Annotated in this window: 15 protein-coding genes and 1 tRNA gene; 3 read left to right on the top strand and 13 right to left on the bottom strand. The window is 57.3% G+C overall.

Features of this window, described 5'->3' with window-relative positions; genetic code table 11:
* Nucleotides 1–36: 36 nt before the first annotated feature.
* The gene (locus BW958_RS19535) at nt 37–2,955 is read right to left on the bottom strand and encodes a bifunctional diguanylate cyclase/phosphodiesterase (protein ID WP_179078887.1); all 2,919 of its coding nucleotides are present in this window, start codon (nt 2,953–2,955) and stop codon (nt 37–39) included.
* 149 nt (nt 2,956–3,104) lie between these two features.
* Nucleotides 3,105–5,147 (bottom strand): oligopeptidase A, encoded by a 2,043-nt coding sequence (gene prlC / locus BW958_RS19525; RefSeq protein WP_076577578.1) that lies wholly within the window; start codon nt 5,145–5,147, stop codon nt 3,105–3,107.
* Between the two features lie 238 nt (nt 5,148–5,385).
* Between prlC and BW958_RS19520 the strand changes: the two genes are divergently transcribed.
* Entirely contained in the window at nt 5,386–7,350 is a 1,965-nt protein-coding gene (locus BW958_RS19520; RefSeq protein WP_076577596.1) for an ATP-binding protein, read from the top strand.
* Nucleotides 7,351–7,432: 82 nt separating this feature from the next.
* A complete protein-coding gene (gene gorA / locus BW958_RS19515; protein ID WP_076577577.1) occupies nt 7,433–8,782 on the top strand; it encodes a glutathione-disulfide reductase in 1,350 nt (449 codons plus the stop codon).
* Between the two features lie 59 nt (nt 8,783–8,841).
* On the opposite strand, the gene hemB is transcribed toward gorA, so the two are convergent.
* From hemB to BW958_RS19465, 10 genes are all read right to left on the bottom strand, one after another.
* Nucleotides 8,842–9,858, bottom strand: a complete 1,017-nt coding sequence (gene hemB, locus BW958_RS19510) for a porphobilinogen synthase (protein WP_076577576.1) — start codon at nt 9,856–9,858, stop codon at nt 8,842–8,844.
* 10 nt (nt 9,859–9,868) lie between these two features.
* Entirely contained in the window at nt 9,869–10,648 is a 780-nt protein-coding gene (locus BW958_RS19505) for a TatD family hydrolase (protein WP_076577575.1), read from the bottom strand.
* Nucleotides 10,649–10,747: 99 nt separating this feature from the next.
* Nucleotides 10,748–11,515, bottom strand: a complete 768-nt coding sequence (gene tatC, locus BW958_RS19500; RefSeq protein WP_076577574.1) for a twin-arginine translocase subunit TatC — start codon at nt 11,513–11,515, stop codon at nt 10,748–10,750.
* Nucleotides 11,512–11,970: a Sec-independent protein translocase protein TatB gene (gene tatB, locus BW958_RS19495; protein WP_076577573.1), complete on the bottom strand. Its 459-nt coding sequence runs from the start codon at nt 11,968–11,970 to the stop codon at nt 11,512–11,514. Before tatB ends, tatC begins: the two co-directional genes overlap by 4 nt.
* A 3-nt stretch (nt 11,971–11,973) precedes the next feature.
* Nucleotides 11,974–12,210 carry a Sec-independent protein translocase subunit TatA gene (gene tatA, locus BW958_RS19490; RefSeq protein WP_076577572.1) on the bottom strand — a complete coding sequence of 79 codons (237 nt, stop codon included), beginning with the start codon at nt 12,208–12,210 and terminating at the stop codon, nt 11,974–11,976.
* A 41-nt stretch (nt 12,211–12,251) separates the two neighbouring features.
* On the bottom strand, nt 12,252–13,889 hold the full coding sequence (gene ubiB / locus BW958_RS19485) for a ubiquinone biosynthesis regulatory protein kinase UbiB (protein WP_076577571.1): 1,638 nt from the start codon (nt 13,887–13,889) through the stop codon (nt 12,252–12,254).
* Entirely contained in the window at nt 13,889–14,497 is a 609-nt protein-coding gene (locus BW958_RS19480; RefSeq protein ID WP_076577570.1) for a ubiquinone biosynthesis accessory factor UbiJ, read from the bottom strand. Before BW958_RS19480 ends, ubiB begins: the two co-directional genes overlap by 1 nt.
* A 7-nt stretch (nt 14,498–14,504) precedes the next feature.
* Nucleotides 14,505–15,257: a bifunctional demethylmenaquinone methyltransferase/2-methoxy-6-polyprenyl-1,4-benzoquinol methylase UbiE gene (gene ubiE / locus BW958_RS19475; RefSeq protein WP_076577569.1), complete on the bottom strand. Its 753-nt coding sequence runs from the start codon at nt 15,255–15,257 to the stop codon at nt 14,505–14,507.
* Between the two features lie 63 nt (nt 15,258–15,320).
* On the bottom strand, nt 15,321–15,698 hold the full coding sequence (crcB, locus tag BW958_RS19470) for a fluoride efflux transporter CrcB (protein ID WP_076577568.1): 378 nt from the start codon (nt 15,696–15,698) through the stop codon (nt 15,321–15,323).
* Between the two features lie 85 nt (nt 15,699–15,783).
* On the bottom strand, nt 15,784–17,049 hold the full coding sequence (locus tag BW958_RS19465) for a cytosine deaminase (protein ID WP_076577595.1): 1,266 nt from the start codon (nt 17,047–17,049) through the stop codon (nt 15,784–15,786).
* Between the two features lie 300 nt (nt 17,050–17,349).
* On the opposite strand from BW958_RS19465, the gene BW958_RS19460 reads away from it, so the two are divergent.
* Nucleotides 17,350–17,547, top strand: a complete 198-nt coding sequence (locus tag BW958_RS19460) for a hypothetical protein (RefSeq protein WP_076577567.1) — start codon at nt 17,350–17,352, stop codon at nt 17,545–17,547.
* Between the two features lie 694 nt (nt 17,548–18,241).
* Here the strand turns inward: BW958_RS19460 and BW958_RS19455 are convergent.
* Nucleotides 18,242–18,318: transfer RNA gene (locus tag BW958_RS19455), tRNA-Asp, on the bottom strand.
* Nucleotides 18,319–18,484: the final 166 nt, after the last annotated feature.

Below are 18,484 nucleotides of genomic sequence, written 5' to 3'. Positions count from 1 at the left end.
CAAACTGCCCGCAGTGTAACACAGCGCCGTGGCGGGTCAGGTCAGCTGGTTGCACCGACCTTCGAGCATACCGCCCAGGCCGGAACCATTGAGCTCGAGATAAGGTACCAGATCATCGAACGGCAGCGGGCGACTGAGGAGGAAACCTTGGGTATAGGCGCAGCCTTTGCTGCGCAGGAAACTCAGCTGTTCGCGCGTCTCGACACCCTCAATCACCACCCGCATCCCCAAGTTGTGGACAATGTTGATGATCCCTTCGAGCAGCATACGGTCTTGCTCGTTAAAGGGAATATGGCGCACGAAGGAGCGATCAATCTTGACCAGATCGACCGGGAAAGTACGCAGATAGTTAAGCGCCGAATAACCGGTCCCAAAGTCATCGATGGCAATCTGGCAGCCGGCGCGGCGCAGCGCCTCAATCCGCATCCGGTGCTGCTCACCGGCATCCATCAGCAGGGTCTCGGTGATCTCCAGCACGATGTCTTCCGGCGACAGTCCATAGTGATAGATCACCTTGAGCCACTCGCTGGCCTCGGTGTCGATGGTCTGGAACTCCAGTGTCGAGCGGTTGATCGACATCTGCAGATCGGCAAAACCGGCTTGCTTAAGCCGCGCCAGATCGCGGCACGATTGCAGCAACACTTGCTCGCCCAATCCCTGGATCAGCCCCGCCTCTTCTGCCAGCGGAATAAAATCGGCCGGTGACACCTGGCCCCATTGGGGATGGAACCAGCGCACCAACGCTTCAAGCTTGGTGACCCGACCCGAGTGGTTATCCCAGATCGGCTGGTAGGCCATAGTGATGGCACCATGCTTGATGGCATCCGCCAGATCCTGCTGCATCTGGTGGCGCATCTTGACCTCTTCGCGCATCGAAGAGCAATAAACAGCGGTCGCGCGACCTTTGCGCTTGGCTTCAAACAGTGCCTGCTCGGCATTGCGCAGCAACACCTCCCCTTCATTACCATCGGTAGGGCAAAGGGTGATGCCCAAGGTCGCCGTGACGTAAAGGTGTTGATTGGCCAGCATGAAGGGGCGGTTGAAACCACCGATGACCTGCTTGGCAAACACTTCCGCCTGACGCTGGCTGACAATCCCCGGCACCAGGAAGGCAAACTCGTCGCCACCAATTCGCGCCACCAGATCGTCGGTGCGCACCCGGCTGACCAGACGATCCGAGACCTCACGCAGCAACGCATCGCCAGCGTGGTGATCCATCGAGTTGTTGACCGCCTTGAAGTTATTGAGATCAAGCACCATCAGGGCAAAACGCTCGCCGCGCTCGCAAAAACGACTGAGGCAACGCACAAACAACCAGCGGTTGGGCAACCCGGTCAGACTGTCGTAGTTCGCCTGATTAACCAGCTTCTGCTCAGCCAGCTTGGATTGGGAGATGTCACTGAAAATAGCGATGTACTGGGTAATGCGCTGACCATCACGCAGGCAGCTGATCATTAGTTGCTGCGGGTAAATGCGGCCATTCTTGCGCTTGTTCCACACCTCGCCGCGCCACACACCGACCCGGGCCAGTGCATGGTACATGTCGGCATAAAATGCCTGATCATGCAGTCCCGACTTGAGGATACTGGGTTTCAGCCCCTGCACTTCGTCGAGCCGGTAGCCGGTAATCTGTTCAAAAGCCGGGTTGACCGAGATGATGCGGCTTTCGGCGTCGCACACCACAATAGCTTCCGACAGGTTGTCATAAACTCGGTGGGAGAGGCGCAACTGTTCGGCATCGCGCTTTGCGCTGTCGATATCCTCCAACACCCCCATCAGATAATCAGGGTTACCTTGCTCATCAGGCACCAGCGTGACGGTCACCCGTCCCCACTTGGTGCTACCTGATTTATGCAGGTAACGCTTCTCCATACTGAACACCTGCTCTTCACCACGCACCAGCGCCTGATAACGCGGCAGGCTGAGCTCATAGTCTTCAGGGTGGTTGATGGCTTCAATAGTCAGGCTAGCCAGTTCATGGGACTCATAGCCGAGCATTTGCTGCAAGGTCCGGTTGGTCCAGAGGATATTGCCGGCCAGATCCAGCTTACCCACTCCGACCGGGGCATGAGCCATCATCACATTGACGAATTGGCGCCCTTCCGTTGACAGGGAGAGCGGTGCAACTGCGGTAATATCCTGCATCACGCCGTGCAAACGGCTCACACCGTTCTCATCGCGATCGGCAAACGCCTGCGAGCGCACCCGTTTGAGCGTCCCTTTGGCGGTGACGATCCGGTACTCCAGCATGCACTGTTCGCGCTGACCGCTCACCAGTTGCCAGCAGATATCCTGCACCGCCTGACGCTCTTGATCATGCACCATGGCCAGCCAACGCTCCGGCGTCAACCAGCTGGGTTCGCACTCCAGCAGACGGCAGAGCTCCTGCGAGGCATCTAACTTCTGACTGCGTGGATCCCACTGCCAGGCCGCAATCTCCGCCTGACTGCGGTAGTGGTCCAGCCAGCGTCGATAAGGTTCTGCAGTCGAAACATCTTGCAACGTCAGCGCCAGCTCTCGCCCGGCCAGCGGGGCCAGCATGCGCAGCAGCCCCATGTCGCGTTCGAGATCGGGACGCGGCTGACGGAAGAACAAACCACATAAACCGACGATCTGTCCGCTGGCATTGCGCAGGGCAATACCGGCGTAGGCACGGGCGTCCCACATGACCAGAGTGTCGGCGAAAGGAAAGAGTTGCTGCAGGCGATCGCTGAACCATGCCTCGCCCTGCTCGAGCACAACGGCACAGGGTGAGTCATAACAGGAGAGAACGGCGCTATCGCGATGGGATTCAGGCCAGACTGAGACGGGTTGCAGTGCGTCATCGCGGTATTGGCAAACGATGACCACGTCTGCATCCACCGCTTTAGCAATGTCGGACACAAACCGGTCGAAGTATCGGACTCCGGACACCTCTGACAGGCCGGTCACGATGCGATAGACAGAATCAAGCACTCGCCTCATGGCAAGGATACAGCTTCTCTAATTATTAAGGGTTGAAACCAGACTCTATCCAAGAGCCTGCGCGACTGCAAACATGCTACAGCCTGAGCATAAAAATGCTCGTTAAAAAGGGGCTAAAAGCCCCCGGAAAACGTAAAAATTCAGGCAGAGATCCCACTATGGCGCAGCAACGCATCCACTTGAGGCTCGCGCCCCCGGAAAGCACGAAACAGCTCCATCGGCTCTTTGGACCCACCCTTCTCCAGAATCGCATGCAGGAATGCCGCACCTGTGTCCCGATTGAATATTCCCTCTTCTTCAAAACGGGAATAGGCATCAGCAGAGAGCACTTCAGCCCATTTGTAGCTGTAATACCCCGCGGCATAACCACCGGCAAAAATATGGGAGAAACTGTGCTGGAAGCGGTTAAATGCCGGTGGGACCAGCACGGATACCTGTTGACGCACCTGGCTCAATACATCGCCGACGACGCCCTCACCCCCGGCGCGATGGTCCATATGCAAACGGAAATCGAACAGGGCGAATTCGAGCTGACGCAGCATCTGCATGGCTGACTGGAAGTTGCGCGCCGCCAGCATGTTGTCGAGCAACTCGGCCGGCAGCGGCTCACCGCTCAGGTAGTGACCAGAGAGGAAGGCCAGCGCGTCGGCTTCCCAGCACCAGTTTTCCATAAACTGGCTCGGTAGCTCGACCGCATCCCACGCCACCCCGTTGATGCCCGCCACGCCGGCCACGTCGATGGTGGTCAGCATGTGGTGCAAGCCATGACCAAATTCATGGAACAGGGTCACCACTTCGTTGTGAGTAAACAGGGCCGGCTGATCGCCCACCGGGCCATTGAAGTTACAGGTGAGATACGCCACCGGGCGTTGCAGCTGGCCATCGCGGCGATAACGGCGTCCCAGACAGGTGTCCATCCAGGCACCACCACGCTTGTTGGCGCGGGCATAGAGATCGAGATAGAAACTGCCGCGCAGCTCGTCTTGCTCGTCATAGATGTCATAGAAACGCACGTCCGGATGCCACGTCTCGATCCCCAGACGCTCGCGCACCTTGAGACCGAATACCCGCCGGACCACGTCAAACAGACCCGCAACCACCTTGCGTGCTGGGAAATAAGGGCGCAGCTGCTCATCAGAGATCGAGAAGCGGTGTTGCTTGAGCTTTTCCGCGTAGTAGGCAACATCCCAGGCTTGCAGTTCGCTCATGCCATACTCGGCAGCAGCAAAATCGCGGATCTCCTGCAGTTCTGCTTGCCCCTGCGGTAGCGAACGGCTGGCCAAATCTTCAAGGAAACCAATCACCTGTTCTGTTTTGCGCGCCATTTTGGTAGCCAGGGACAGCTCGGCATAGCTGGCAAATCCGAGCAGCTTAGCCAGCTCCAGCCGCAGATCGAGCAGTTCGGCCATGATGGCACTGTTATCCCACTGGCCGGCACAAGGCCCCTGATCGGAGGCGCGCGTGGTGTAAGCCTGATACATCTCTTCGCGCAGGGCGCGATTGTCGGCATACATCATCACCGGCAGATAGGACGGAATATCGAGCGTCAGCAGCCAGCCTTGTTGCTCGTGCAGCTGGGCCATTTGCGCAGCAGCCGCCAGGGCACTTTGCGGCATGCCCACCAGCTCTTGCTCATCGCTCACCAGGCGTGTCCAGCCTTGGGTGGCGTCGAGCACGTTATTGCTAAACTGCGAGGCCAGCTCAGAGAGGCGAGCCTGAATCTCACCATAACGCTGCTTCTGCTCAGCCGGCAGGTCGATACCAGAGAGGTGAAAATCGCGCAGCGTGTTTTCCACTTCCTTGCGCTGTGCGCCACTCAGGCGGGCATAGTCATCACTGTTGGCCAGCTCGCGGTATGCGGCAAACAACCCTTCGTGCTGACCGACAAAAGTTTGGTATTCGGCAAGGTGCGGCAGACAGGCATCGTGAGCCTGGCGCAGTGGCTCGGAATTCATGACCGAATTAAGGTGGGAAACCGGCGACCAGATACGCCCCAAGCGATCGTTCGCCTCTTCCAATGGCGCCACCAGATTGTCCCAAGTGCGCGGGGAGCCATGGGCCAGCACCTCGTTGATGCGTTGCTTGCACTCGGCAATGGCCTGCAATACGGCCGGTTGAACGTGCTCGGGCTGAATCTGACTGAAAGGCGGCAGGCCGTCCATCGTCAGCAAAGGATTGTTCATCGTGATTCCTCTTGTATTACTGCCCCTGCCGTCCAGAAGCACTGATGATAGGTTCGGACTACCTAAGATGGTGGTAATGCTGATAATTATCAAGCGCATGGATCACGGATAGTGCGTCTTGCCGTGGATTGGTGAGAGATGTAGCCCAGCAGCACCATCCCGGTGGATGTCTGTGCATGATTTGTTTTATTGTGGTTACACTTAACCTAACTTGGCCCTGCGCGATAATCAGGACGATATGTCGGGACTCATCTCCACCGCCTTGCGGCGCAACAGCCTTTCGTTTCGGCTGCTCTCTTACATTTTGCTCTGCAGTACCGTCCTCGCATTGCTGATTACGCTGGTTCAGCTGATGTGGGACTACCGCAAAGATGTCGCGGTTATCGAAAGCAGCATCAACCAGATCGAAGCCTCGTTTCTGCAGCCGATTGCCGCCAGTTTGTGGAATCTCGACGAAGAGCAGGTCAAGGTACAGCTCGAAGGGATCATGAACCTGCCAAACATGGAGTTTGTCATGGTCAAGGAGATCCTCGGCAATGCTGAGGTTCCACTGATCTCCCAGGGCACCAAACGGCCAACCTATGACATTTCGCAGGAGTTCGCGCTAACTTATCAGGGCGAACAGGTAGGCAAGCTGTTTGTGGCAGCCTCCCTCGACCAGATCTATAACCGCCTAATTGAGAAATCGATCCTTATTCTGGTGAGCCAGACCATCAAAACCCTGGTGGTCTCTTTCTGTATCATCCTCATTATCTACTACACCGTGGTCAGGCATATCAACCGCATCGCCCTCTATGCCGAGCGGCTGGGGATCGACAATCTGACTGAGGTGCTCGAGCTGGAGGGGCGCCAGGATCTGCAGCAGCGCGACGAACTCGACAGCTTGGCCATGGCGCTCAACCGAATGCGGCGACGCTTTGGCGAAGAGTTGCAGGCCCGTCAGCAGATGCTGGAGCAGTTACAACAGGAGCGGGACTTCTCTGCCACCCTCGTCAACTCTTCCAACGTATTGATTTGCTGCCTCGAACCCAACCTCTCTCTGGCCAGCATCAACCCGGCCGCTATTTTGCTAACCGGCTATGCCCAGCACGAGATGCAGGGGAAAAACTGGCTCGATCTGTTTGTCTCGCCGGCCCAGCGCGCCTCGATTGCCGAACAGCTAGACCACTTGGGATTCATCGATGAGCTGGAGATCCACATGATCGACCAGCAACATCACGAGCTGACCCTGTTGTGGACCTTTGTCCCCTTCTATGACGGCCCCGAACTCAAGTATCTGATTGGTTTTGGTTATGACATCACCAAACTCAAGCGTATCGAGCGTGAAATCACCCAGCTCAATGAGCAGCTGGAAGCCAAGGTCATCGAGCGCACCCATTCGCTGAGCGAGAGCAACGAGCAGCTGACCCTGGCCTACCAAAACCTCAAGCAAGCCCAGCAAACGTTGGTCGAGTCAGAGAAAATGGCCTCCCTCGGTTCGCTGGTGGCAGGCGTTGCCCATGAGATCAATACGCCGATTGGTATCAGCGTCACCGCCTCTTCCTATCTGCAGGAGCGAGTACTCGACTTCAAACAGCACATAGAGTCCAAGCAGCTTTCGCGCAGTTACCTCAATGATTTCGTCAGCAATCTTGATGAGTCGATGTCGCTGCTGCAAGGCAACCTGCGCCGGGCCTCCGAGCTGATAGCCAGCTTCAAGCAGGTCGCCGTGGACCAATCCTCCGAAGCCAGTTACAACTTCAACGTGGCCGATAATCTGCATCAGGTGGTCGTCTCGCTCGGCTACAAGCTGCGCAAAGCGCAGTGCGACGTAGATATCCACTGCGATCCGTCACTGGTTATCAATTCGTATCCGGGCAGTTTTGCCCAGATCTATTCCAACCTGATCCTCAACTCGGTCAATCACGCCTTTGATGCCGAATGGGATCGCCCCAAGAAGATCACCATCGTTATCGAGCACAACGGCGATGGCTTGCTGATCGACTATCGTGACAACGGCCGGGGCATCAGTCCGGAGATCATGCCGCGCCTGTTCGAGCCGTTTGTCACATCCCGCCGGGGTCAGGGTGGTAGCGGGCTTGGCACTCACATCATTTACAACCTGGTGGTGCAGTTGCTGCGCGGCCGGATCAGTTGTCACAGCGAACCGCAGCAAGGCGCCCAGTTCCTGATCAAGCTGCCAGTTCAGCGGATCGCGGCGTAATAGAATCTGCCGGCCCCTTGTTGAACGAGGTCTGCGCCCCCATACCAACGGTAAGCACAAAGCATGACCAGTGGAGAGAGATATGGCCCAGCATTTTGACTACATCGCCATCGGCGGCGGCAGCGGCGGCATCGCCTCGGCCAATCGTGCCGCCATGTATGGCAAGAAAGTCGCCCTGATCGAGGCAAAGGCGCTGGGTGGCACCTGCGTGAATGTCGGGTGTGTCCCGAAAAAGGCCATGTGGTTTGCCGGCCAGATTGCCGACGCCCTCAAATACGGTCCCGATTACGGCTTTGACACCACGCTCAATCATTTCAGCTGGAGCAAACTGGTCGAATCGCGCCAAGCCTACATCCACCGCATCCATCACTCCTATGACAACGTACTGGCCAAAAACCAGGTGACCGTCATCCGTGGCTTTGCCCGTTTTGTCGATGCCCACACCGTCGAGGTCGATGGTGAGCACTACAGCGCCGACCATATTCTGATTGCAACCGGCGGCCGCCCCGAGATCCCCGCCATTCCCGGTGCCGAGTTTGGCATCGACTCCGATGGCTTCTTTGCCCTGACCGAGCAACCCAGGCGCGTCGCCGTGGTAGGTGCTGGCTATATCGCCGTGGAGATGGCCGGCGTACTGCACGCGCTAGGGTCAGAAACCCATCTGGTAGTGCGCAAACACGGTCCGCTGCGCACCTTTGACCCCATGATTCAGGAGACGCTGGTCGAGATCATGGGGCAAGACGGCCCCAGACTGCATAGCTACGCCATTCCCAAGGAGGTCATTCGCAACGCAGATGACAGCCTGACCTTGCATCTGGAAGATGGTCGCCACCTCACCGTGGATGCACTGATCTGGGCTATTGGCCGTATTCCCGCTACCGATAACCTCAATCTGGCTGCAGCAGGTATCGAGACCGACCAGGCGGGATACATCACCACAGACCCATACCAAAACACCCAGGTACCCGGAATCTATGCCGTGGGTGATAACACCGGCCGCGTACAACTGACACCGGTGGCCGTTGCCGCCGGTCGTCGCCTCTCGGAGCGGCTGTTTAACAACAAGCCCAACGAGCACCTCGACTATAGGCTGATCCCCACCGTGGTGTTCAGCCACCCGCCCATCGGCACCATTGGCCTGACCGAGCCCGAAGCGCTCGCCGAATATGGCGAAGGCAACATCAAGGTGTATCGCAGCCAGTTTACGGCCATGTACTCCGCCCTCACCCAGCACCGCCAGCCAACCCGCATGAAGCTGGTATGCGCCGGTTCGGATGAGAAAATCGTGGGTCTGCACGGCATCGGCTATGGCATGGATGAGATCCTGCAAGGCTTCGGCGTTGCCATCAAAATGGGCGCCACCAAAGCCGATTTTGACAACTGCGTCGCCATTCACCCCACTAGCGCAGAAGAGTTTGTCACGATGCGCTAAGCCATCTGAAAAGCACAAGGGGAGCCGAGGCTCCCCTTGTTATTTGAGATAGCTACTGCTTAGCGGGCATCGTCTTTGAGCCACTTGGCCACACGCTTGGCAAAGTAGGTCAGGATGCCGTCGGCACCGGCACGCTTGAAGCAGACCAGCGACTCCATGATGCACTCTTTCTCTTTGAGCCAGCCATTCTGAATCGCTGCCATGTGCATGGCGTATTCACCGCTGACCTGATAGGCATAGGTCGGCACACCGAACTGATCCTTGACCCGGCGGATGACATCCAGATAAGGCATACCCGGTTTGACCATCACGCTGTCTGCCCCTTCGCTGATATCGAGCGCCACCTCATGTAGTGCTTCATCGCTATTGGCCGGATCCATCTGATAGGTGGCCTTGTTGCTCTTGCCAAGGTTTCCGGCAGAGCCGACCGCATCACGGAACGGGCCGTAGTAGTGGGAAGCATACTTGGCCGAGTAGGCCATGATCTGGGTGTTGACGAAGCCGTTCTCTTCCAACGCCGCACGAATAGCGCCAATACGTCCATCCATCATGTCGGACGGCGCCACCATGTCAGCACCGGCGGCAGCATGAGAGAGCGCCTGCTTGACCAGAATGTCGGTGGTGATGTCATTGAGCACATAGCCCTGCTCATCGATGATGCCATCCTGACCATGAGTGGTGAACGGATCCAGCGCGACATCGGTGATCACCCCCAGCTCGGGGAAGTGCTCTTTCAGTGCACGGGTTGCGCGCTGGGCCAGCGCCTGTGGGTTATATGCCTCTTCAGCCAGCAGACTCTTCTTTTCCAGCGGCGTCACCGGGAACAGCGCCACCGCTGGCACGCCCAGTTCGACCAGCTCTTTTGCCTCTTGCAGTAGCAGATCGATAGAGACTCGCTCCACGCCGGGCATGGATGCCACCGCCTCGCGCCGGTTCTCCCCTTCCAGGATGAACATGGGATAGATGAGATCGTCGACCGTCAGCAGATTCTCGCGCATCAGGCGGCGACTGAACTCGGTGGCACGGGCGCGGCGCAGACGACGACCCGGAAAAGTACCCGGCAGGGTAATAGCCATGACTTGTCTCCTAGAGTGGAAGTTGGAACAGCGCCACAGTGGTTGCCCGGCTGTGGGCCAACAACGTGTCGGGGGTCTCTCCCCGACACGCGGCGACCGCATGGGCAATGTGTGGCAAGAAGGCGGGTTCATTACGTTTCGGGCGCGGACGGATATCACGCGGCACCAGATAGGGCGCATCGGTCTCAATCATCAGGCGACCGGCAGGAATGCGGGCCACCTGGCGGCGCAGATCGTCACCGCGCCGTTCATCGCAGATCCAGCCTGTGATGCCAATATGCAAGCCGAGCGCGAGACACTCATCGAGCTCGGCATCGCTGCCGGTAAAGCAGTGCAGCACCGCCCCCGGCAGACGTGGCAGCCAGGGACGCAGGATCTCGATAAAACGGGCATGGGCATCACGGCAGTGCAGAAATACCGGCATCCCCAGTTCAGCCGCCAACGCGAGCTGAGCATCAAACACGGCGTCTTGCACCGGCCTTGGCGAGAAGTCACGGTTGTAGTCGAGACCACATTCGCCGATCGCCACCACCTGCGGTAGTGCGGCCAATTCACGCAAGACAGCCAGTGACGCCGCATCCACCTCTTTGGCATCGTGAGGATGCACACCGGCGGTGGCATAGGCGAATCCCGGCCAACGGGCAGCCAGCTCGGCGCTCTCGCGGCTGCCGGCAATATCGGTACCGGTCAGGATGACCGCCTCCACGCCAGCAGCGAGGGCACGGCTGATGATGGCATCCTGTTCACCGGCAAACTGGCTGCTGGTGAGGTTGAGACCAATATCGATCATGCTCTGTCCACTGCTTGGGATACCCTCAAGTGATATCCATCTTTAATTTTGGTCCCTACCATACGCCTCACCGAACGCCCTGAAAAGAGGAAGGGAGCCTTAGCTCCCCTCCTTCGTTACCTGAGTTCCGGTTTCCGGCTCCTCGTCCTTGCGCACATAGAAGCGTGCAAAGAACAGACCCAACTCCCACAGCGCCCACATCGGCAAAGCCAGCAGGGTTTGCGAGAAGACATCCGGTGGCGTCAGCAGCATTCCGACCACAAACACCCCGACGATGACGTAAGGCCGTTGCTTGCGCAGGTTTTCCGGGCTGGTCACCCCCGTCCAGCACAGCAAGATGGTGGCAACCGGAATTTCGAACGCCACCCCGAAGGCAAAAAACAGGGTCAGCACGAAGTCCAGATAATTGGCGATGTCAGTTGCCACCGTCACCCCGGCGGGCGCCGTGCTGGTGAAGAAACCAAATACCAGCGGGAAAACCACGAAGTAGGCAAACGCCATACCGGCATAGAAGAGCAGCGCACTCGATACCACCAGAGGCAGGATCAGGCGCCGCTCATGCTTGTAGAGACCTGGCGCAATAAAGGCCCAGGCTTGATACAGCAGGTAGGGAATGGCGACAAACAGCGAGACGACCAGCGTCAGCTTGATCGGCGTCATAAATGGCGTTGCCACATCCGTTGCGATCATGCTGGTGCCAGCCGGCAGCTGGGTCAACAGCGGACGCGCCACAAAGTCGTAGATGTTGTTGGAAAAATAGATCAGCGCCAGAAACACCACCAGAATCGCCACGATCGAGCGCAGCAGGCGGGTGCGCAGCTCGATCAGGTGAGCCAGCAGCGGCTGCTCGGCATGAGGTTGGCTCATGACTTCACCTCCTCAGACGTAGCAACCGGCTTCTTGGCGGGCTCGACAACCGAATCGGCGGCAGGCTGCGCGGGCTCGGCCGGCAATTCAGGCTCAAGCGTGGTCAGGGTTTCCGTCTGCTCGGCGCGCTCAGCTGCGGAGGCGGCATCTGCCGCAGGCGCTGGCTCGTAAGGGCGGTTGACCGACGCGGCGGCCGCACGCAACTGCTCGAGCGAGGCTTGCAGGTCCGGACTCAGGTTTTTCAAGTCCATCTGCTCGGCCTTTTTCAGGTTGCTGTGCAACTCCTGGATCCGCAGCTCTTCGGTCAGCTCTGCCTTGACCGCATTGGCGGTACCCCGAATCAGTTTGATCCACTTGGCCAGAGTACGGGCAGCTTCCGGCAGGCGCTCGGGCCCCAATACCACCAGAGCCACCACACCGACCAGGATCAGTTCCCAAAAACCGATGTCAAACATGGCTTAGGCCTGATCTTTTTCTTTCTGCTTGGTCGCGTCCTGAGCGGTAGTACCCTGGTCGGCCAGCTTCTTTTGATCAAAATCGGCGTCGCGAGACGGCTCATCGTCGGCCATGGCTTTCTTGAAGCCTTTAACCGCCGATCCCAGATCGCCACCAATGCCACGCAATTTCTTGGTCCCAAACAGCAGGACTACAATGATGGCGATGATGAGAAGTTGCCAAATGCTGATTCCACCCATGTGTCTCTCCTTTGCACGTCTGGCGTGCCATGTCGTTATGGTTAGCGGGTACGAGTCTTGATCCAGCCAATCAACCAGCAACCGGCAGCACCGGCCAGACTGATACCCGCCCAGTCCGGCTGTGCCATCCCGTGCAGAAGAATGCTACAAAGCAACAGGGTTGCCCCCATGCCAAGCAGATAGCGCGCCTGTCCCTGGCGACGACTGTGCTGTCTGAACTGCTCAAACAGCTGATCAAAGTGACGTTGCTGGCTGCGGGTCTGACGCAAGGTTTCGTAGACCAGCTCCGGCAATTCGGGCAGTTTTTCCGCCCAGAACGGGGCCTTTTCGCGGATAGCGTTGAGCACGGCTCGCGGGCCGACCTGCTCGCGCATCCAGTGTTCCAGAAACGGTTTGGCAGTCTGCCACAAATCCAGCTGCGGATAGAGTTGGCGACCCAATCCTTCGACGTAGAGCAAGGTTTTTTGCAGCAGCACCAGTTGCGGCTGTACCGTCATGTGGAAACGACGTGCGGTGTTGAACAGGTTCAACAGGACATGGCCAAATGAGATCTGATCCAGCGGCTTCTCAAAGATGGGCTCGAGAACGGTACGGATAGCGAACTCGAACTCCTCAACCTTGGTGTCGGCCGGCACCCAGCCGGACTCCACATGCAACTCGGCCACCCGGCGATAGTCACGGTTGAAAAAAGCCAGGAAGTTCTCGGCCAGATAGCGCTTATCTTCGCGGTTTAAAGTGCCAACGATGCCACAATCAATGCCAATCCATTGGGGATTTTCAGGATGCTCGCGCGCCACGAAGATGTTGCCCGGATGCATGTCGGCGTGAAAGAAGCTATCGCGAAACACCTGGGTGAAGAACACTTCGACCCCGCGCTCTGCCAGCAGCTTCATGTTGGTGCCGTTGGCTTCCAGCGCTGCGATGTCCGACACCGGAATGCCGTAGATGCGCTCCATCACCAGCACCTGTTGCTGACAATAGTCAGTGAACACTTCGGGGACGTAGAGCGCTTCCGAGCCGGTGAAGTTGCGCCGCAGCTGAATGGCATTGGCGGCTTCACGCATCAGGTTGAGCTCATCGATAATGGTCTTGCGATACTCGCTGACCACCTCGACCGGACGCAGCCGTGAACTCTGCGGCACAATCCGGGCGACCCACCTGGCCATGGTCATCATCAGGCGCAGATCGGCGTCGATCACCAGTTCAATGTCGGGGCGAATGACCTTGATAACGATCTCGCGTCCGTTCTCCTTGAGCCGGGCGGTATGCACCTGGGCAATCGAGGCAGAGGCGAGCGGTGTCTCGTCGAAATCGTCGAACAGGGTTTCGATGGTCGCGCCCAGACTCTCTTCAATCTGGCGCCGTGCGGCTTGGCCGCTGAAGGGCGGAACCCGGTCCTGCAGTAGCGCCAGCTCTTCGGCAATATCCGGTGGCAGCAAGTCACGCCGGGTCGACAGCATCTGACCAAACTTGATGAAGATGGGACCGAGCGCCTCAAACGCGAGGCGGATCCGCTCACCACGGCTACGTTCGCTCGAACGGTTTTTCAGCCAGAACAGGGAGCGGCGGGCCAGCCGGCCCGGCCAGGGCTGGAAGCGGGCAGGAACCAGCTCGTCCAGACCGTGCTCAAGCAAAATTCGGGTGATTTGATAAAGACGAGAGAGTTCCTGTGGCGTCATTACCCCATCCTCTGTTCGAGGCGGGCCAGACGCAATTCCGTTGCTTTGAGCTGCTCGGCCAGCTCGGCCACATCATCGTTGAACGAGGCCACTTCCAGCGGCCCCGGGGCAAGACGAATCTCTTCGGTCAGATACTCCGCCAGCTGCTGGCGGGAACGGCACAGTTCGCGGCCAACTAGCGAATGGATCCGGCGACCGGCGGCAAACAGAGAGTGAGCCAGCACATCGCCCGTATAGCGAGAGAGCTGCTCTTCCCAGTCGATGGCCAACTCGCCAAACAGGCTGGCAAAGGCCTGCACCAGTTGCGGGTCCCCTTCGATGTCGAGGCGCTCTTCGCGGATATAGCGGGTCAGAGCTGACGGCTCACGCAGCAATCCCAGCGCAGACAACGACAGACTGAGCGCGGCATCCGCCTCGCCCTCAAAAGCTGCCAGCACATCCACCCGTCCGCTGGAGAAGACAAACCAGAGCGGCTTGAGTTCACGCACATGCAGGCGCAGTGTCTTACCGACCAGCTTTTTCTGTCGCTCAGCAGCGCTGCTGTCGCAAGTCAGCAGTTGATTACAGGTGGTTTCGACGATCGCGGTGATCAGGGCATCCATCGGCATAGGCAACCTAGAACTTATAGCCGCGATGCAGGGCAACCACGCCCTGGGTCAGGTTGTAATACTCAACCTGTTCAAATCCAACCCCCTCCATCATGCCCTTGAGGGTCTGCTGATCCGGGTGCATACGGATGGATTCGGCCAGATAGCGATAACTCTCGCTGTCATTGGCGACCAGCTCGCCCATCTTGGGCAGCAGGCGGAACGAGTAGAGATCGTAGAGTTTGGCCAATACTTCGCTCACCGGCTTGGAGAACTCCAGCACCAGCAGACGTCCACCCGGTTTGAGCACCCGGAACATGGAGGCCAGCGCCTTATCCTTGTCGGTGACATTGCGCAGGCCAAAGCCAATCGAAATGACGTCAAAGTAGTTATCCGGGAAGGGCAGGCACTCGGCATTGGCCTGCACATAGGCGACGTTACCGGCGATGCCGAGATTGCGCAGCTTGTCGCGCCCAACCTTCAGCATGGAATCATTGATATCGGCCAGCACCACCTGCCCGGTCTCACCAACGATGCGGGAGAACTTGGCGGTGAGGTCACCAGTACCGCCCGCCAGATCCAGCACACGCTGACCACGGCGAACGCCCGAACAATCGATGGTGAAACGCTTCCAGAGACGGTGAATGCCGAACGACATCAGGTCGTTCATCATGTCATATTTGGCGGCAACCGAATGAAAAACGCCAGCGACGAGGGTTTCCTTCTCCTCGGAGGCAACTGTCTTGAAACCAAAATGGGTGGTGGCAGCCTGCTGCGACATCCTACCGCTCCTGTAGCACAAAGTTTGGACGCAGTTTACCAGAGCCCGCTGCGTCCTGACACCTCAACCCCGACTAGGAACCAGCTGCATGGCCAAATAGACCATCAGAAGGCAAATCAGCAGGTTAAGGAACACATTCAAGCCAGCCTTGAGCCAGTCACCGTGCTGCATCAACACTACGGTATCGAGCGCAAAGGAGGAAAAGGTGGTCAACGCCCCCAGGATACCGATCATCAGCAGTGGCTTGATCGGATGCTCCAGCACATGACCGTGACTAATCAATGCATACGCCAAGCCCATGATAAACGACCCGACCACATTGACCGTCAGAGTGCCATATGGAAAATTACGGCCAAACAGCAACGCCATCAGCTCACCAATCCCAAAGCGCATGCAGGCACCCACTGCACCACCGACCGCCACTAACAACCAGGCTTGCATCACGACATCCTCAAAGACGGTTAGTCGCCATTATGCGCTGTCATCACGCCCCATGACAGCGCCAGCAATTAATCGGAAAACGGGCTCAGCGACGATAGTCCACCGCTTCACTCTCCTGCAAATGGATCGTGCTGTGGGCCGGCTTGGTTTCGGCAATCACCTTACCGTAGCGCACCGAGTAGCGCACCGGCACCTGACGACGAACGGCATCAAAGCCACTCTCTGCCGGCAGGATCAGGAAATTGGCCGGCTTGCCGACCTCAATCCCGTAGCGATCCTCAATATGCAAGGTGCGAGCACTGTTGCGGGTAATCAGATCCAGCCCCTGATCGATCTGCTCATAGCCCATCAGCTGACAGACATGCAGCCCCATATGTAACACCTGCAGCATGTTGCCCGTCCCCATGGGATACCAGGGGTCATAGACATCATCGTGACCAAAGCAGACGTTAATGCCGCTTTCGAGCATCTCCTTGACCCGGGTGATACCGCGACGCTTGGGATATGTATCAAAACGGCCCTGCAGATGGATATTGACCAGCGGATTAGCCACGAAGTTAATGCCGGATAGCCGCAGCAAACGAAACAACCGCGAAGCATAAGCGCCATTATAAGAGTGCATGGCAGTGGTATGGCTGGCGGTAACCCGACTCCCCCACCCTTGCTCATAGGCCAAGGTTGCCAATGTCTCGACAAAACGAGACTGCTCATCATCAATCTCGTCGCAATGCACATCAACCAGCACGTCATAACGCTCTGCCAGCTCAAACATACGCTGCAGACTGGTCACCCCATACTCTCGGGTAAACTCAAAGTGGGGGATGGCGCCAACCACATCGGCCCCAAGGCGTAGTGATTCCTCCAACAGCTCCAGACCACCTGGGAAAGAGAGGATGCCCTCCTGCGGGAATGCCACAATTTGCAACTCTATCCAAGGCTTTATCTCCTCACGCACTTCCAGCATCGCCTTAAGCGCCACCAGTTCAGGGTCGGAAACATCAACATGGGTACGGACAAACTGAATACCATTGGCGATCTGCCATTTTAGCGTTTGAATTGCCCGGCGTTTTACATCGTCATGAGTCAGCAGCGCCTTACGCTCGGCCCAACGCTCGATACCTTCAAAAAGAGTCCCGGATTGGTTCCAGCTTGGCTCACCCGCCGTCTGAGTGGTATCCAGGTGAATATGCGGCTCGACAAAGGGGGGGATAAGCAGCCCACCCTCACCATCGAGATGGTCAGTCACGGTAGGTAGAGAACCACTCACAACAATCTGTGTGATCACTCCCTGATCGCAGGCTACCTGCCACAATCCCTCTTTTCCGGGCAGACGAACATTCTCTACCAGCATCATCACTCCTCCCTGATTTGAGCCACGAATTCAGCACAACACTACGTTATCACAGCCTCTCACGATGATATTGCCGCAACTGGAGGGTGAAACGCGTTACGAAATTCCACAGAAAACTACAAAAACAGTCAATTTCAAATGTTAATACCACTCAAAAGGTTTTCATGTGGCAGCTTAATCCATTCAGCATCGATTTCTTGGAGAATCTGAATAGTTGAACAGAAAAAATTCAGGTTTCGTTCAGATCTCGAGCCCTATTCTTGCTGCTGACAAATGCAACAACAGGGAGAGACTGTAATCATGAATCTGACCGAGATCGGCAACGCTAGCCAATTTAACGAATACCTCGGCGCTCTCGGTATCCTCAAACCGCACTTTGAAGATATTGATGGACTCTGGGAGTTTCAACGCAACAATGAAGTGATTGCCAGAGTAGAAAAGGGCTCCTGCGGGAGTACTCGCTTCTTCCTTAATGTCCAGCGTCTCTGCAAGCACTGAGCAACGATAACAACAGGATCACTATGCTTCGTACCGCCAAGGTAGGAAGATTTGCTTTTTGAATAAGTGCGATACCAAGCCACATCGGGAGCAACACATTATTCACTGCGATAAATGGTCAACAACAATTCAGGTTTAAAAGGCCTTCCCATCACCATAGGAAGGCCTTTTTGTTGGCTTGTGAATCACAAGGTGCGGCGAAATAGAAGAGAATGATACAAATGCAAAAGGCCTTCCCGTTTGGGAAGGCCTTCTCTATTCAGTAGCGGAGCGGCAACCGAGCCAGCGGCTGGAGGCGGAGGACGCCAGTCCGACTTCCTCACGTCGTCCAGCGACGCCGCGTGAAAATCACAAACATAACAAAAAGCCCAACCTGTTAAGGTTGGGCTTCGATTCAGTGGCGGAGCGGACGGGGAGACGGACTACGTCCGGCTCAAGCACAAGCAACGCCAGGCCGGGACCGAGTTGCCTGTGGCAAGTCGCAGCCCGGTCTGGCGATGCTTGTTTCCTATATCCCGTCCGCAAAGCAAAAAGCCCTGAGGGCTTCCTCAGGGCTTCAATATGTTGGCGGGGTGGCAGCCGAGCCAGCGGCTGAACGCAGAGGACGTCAGTCCGACTTCCTCACGTCATCCAGCGACGCCGCGTTAAAAACAAAAAAAGCCCAGTCGCAAGACTAGGCTTTTTGTTTTTAATGTGGCGGAGCGGACGGGACTCGAACCCGCGACCCCCGGCGTGACAGGCCGGTATTCTAACCGACTGAACTACCGCTCCGCATTCGGTTAGCTTCTCGCTAATTTCTCTGTCCACTCGCGTAGACCAATTACGCATCCGCGTAATCGCTTATTGGGTGCCTGGCAGTGTCCTACTCTCACATGGCATCTGCCACACTACCATCGGCGCTACGGCGTTTCACTTCTGTGTTCGGCAAGGATACAGG

It is taken from the genome of Aeromonas sp. RU39B (assembly GCF_900156095.1).
Classification (GTDB): domain Bacteria; phylum Pseudomonadota; class Gammaproteobacteria; order Enterobacterales; family Aeromonadaceae; genus Aeromonas.
Note: the sequence above shows the minus strand (reverse complement) of the source record. Positions and strands in the feature narration are given on the sequence as shown.

What these genes read in the sequence shown, in the direction of transcription:
- tatC (WP_076577574.1), bottom strand. Translation starts at nt 11,515, where the DNA reads ATGAGCCAACCTCATGCCGAGCAGCCGCTGCTGGCTCACCTGATCGAG.
- BW958_RS19480 (WP_076577570.1), bottom strand. Translation starts at nt 14,497, where the DNA reads ATGCCGATGGATGCCCTGATCACCGCGATCGTCGAAACCACCTGTAAT.
- ubiB (WP_076577571.1), bottom strand. Translation starts at nt 13,889, where the DNA reads ATGACGCCACAGGAACTCTCTCGTCTTTATCAAATCACCCGAATTTTG.
- BW958_RS19505 (WP_076577575.1), bottom strand. Translation starts at nt 10,648, where the DNA reads ATGATCGATATTGGTCTCAACCTCACCAGCAGCCAGTTTGCCGGTGAA.
- tatB (WP_076577573.1), bottom strand. Translation starts at nt 11,970, where the DNA reads ATGTTTGACATCGGTTTTTGGGAACTGATCCTGGTCGGTGTGGTGGCT.
- BW958_RS19460 (WP_076577567.1), top strand. Translation starts at nt 17,350, where the DNA reads ATGAATCTGACCGAGATCGGCAACGCTAGCCAATTTAACGAATACCTC.
- BW958_RS19465 (WP_076577595.1), bottom strand. Translation starts at nt 17,049, where the DNA reads ATGCTGGTAGAGAATGTTCGTCTGCCCGGAAAAGAGGGATTGTGGCAG.
- gorA (WP_076577577.1), top strand. Translation starts at nt 7,433, where the DNA reads ATGGCCCAGCATTTTGACTACATCGCCATCGGCGGCGGCAGCGGCGGC.
- hemB (WP_076577576.1), bottom strand. Translation starts at nt 9,858, where the DNA reads ATGGCTATTACCCTGCCGGGTACTTTTCCGGGTCGTCGTCTGCGCCGC.
- BW958_RS19520 (WP_076577596.1), top strand. Translation starts at nt 5,386, where the DNA reads ATGTCGGGACTCATCTCCACCGCCTTGCGGCGCAACAGCCTTTCGTTT.
- prlC (WP_076577578.1), bottom strand. Translation starts at nt 5,147, where the DNA reads ATGAACAATCCTTTGCTGACGATGGACGGCCTGCCGCCTTTCAGTCAG.
- crcB (WP_076577568.1), bottom strand. Translation starts at nt 15,698, where the DNA reads ATGCAAGCCTGGTTGTTAGTGGCGGTCGGTGGTGCAGTGGGTGCCTGC.
- ubiE (WP_076577569.1), bottom strand. Translation starts at nt 15,257, where the DNA reads ATGTCGCAGCAGGCTGCCACCACCCATTTTGGTTTCAAGACAGTTGCC.
- tatA (WP_076577572.1), bottom strand. Translation starts at nt 12,210, where the DNA reads ATGGGTGGAATCAGCATTTGGCAACTTCTCATCATCGCCATCATTGTA.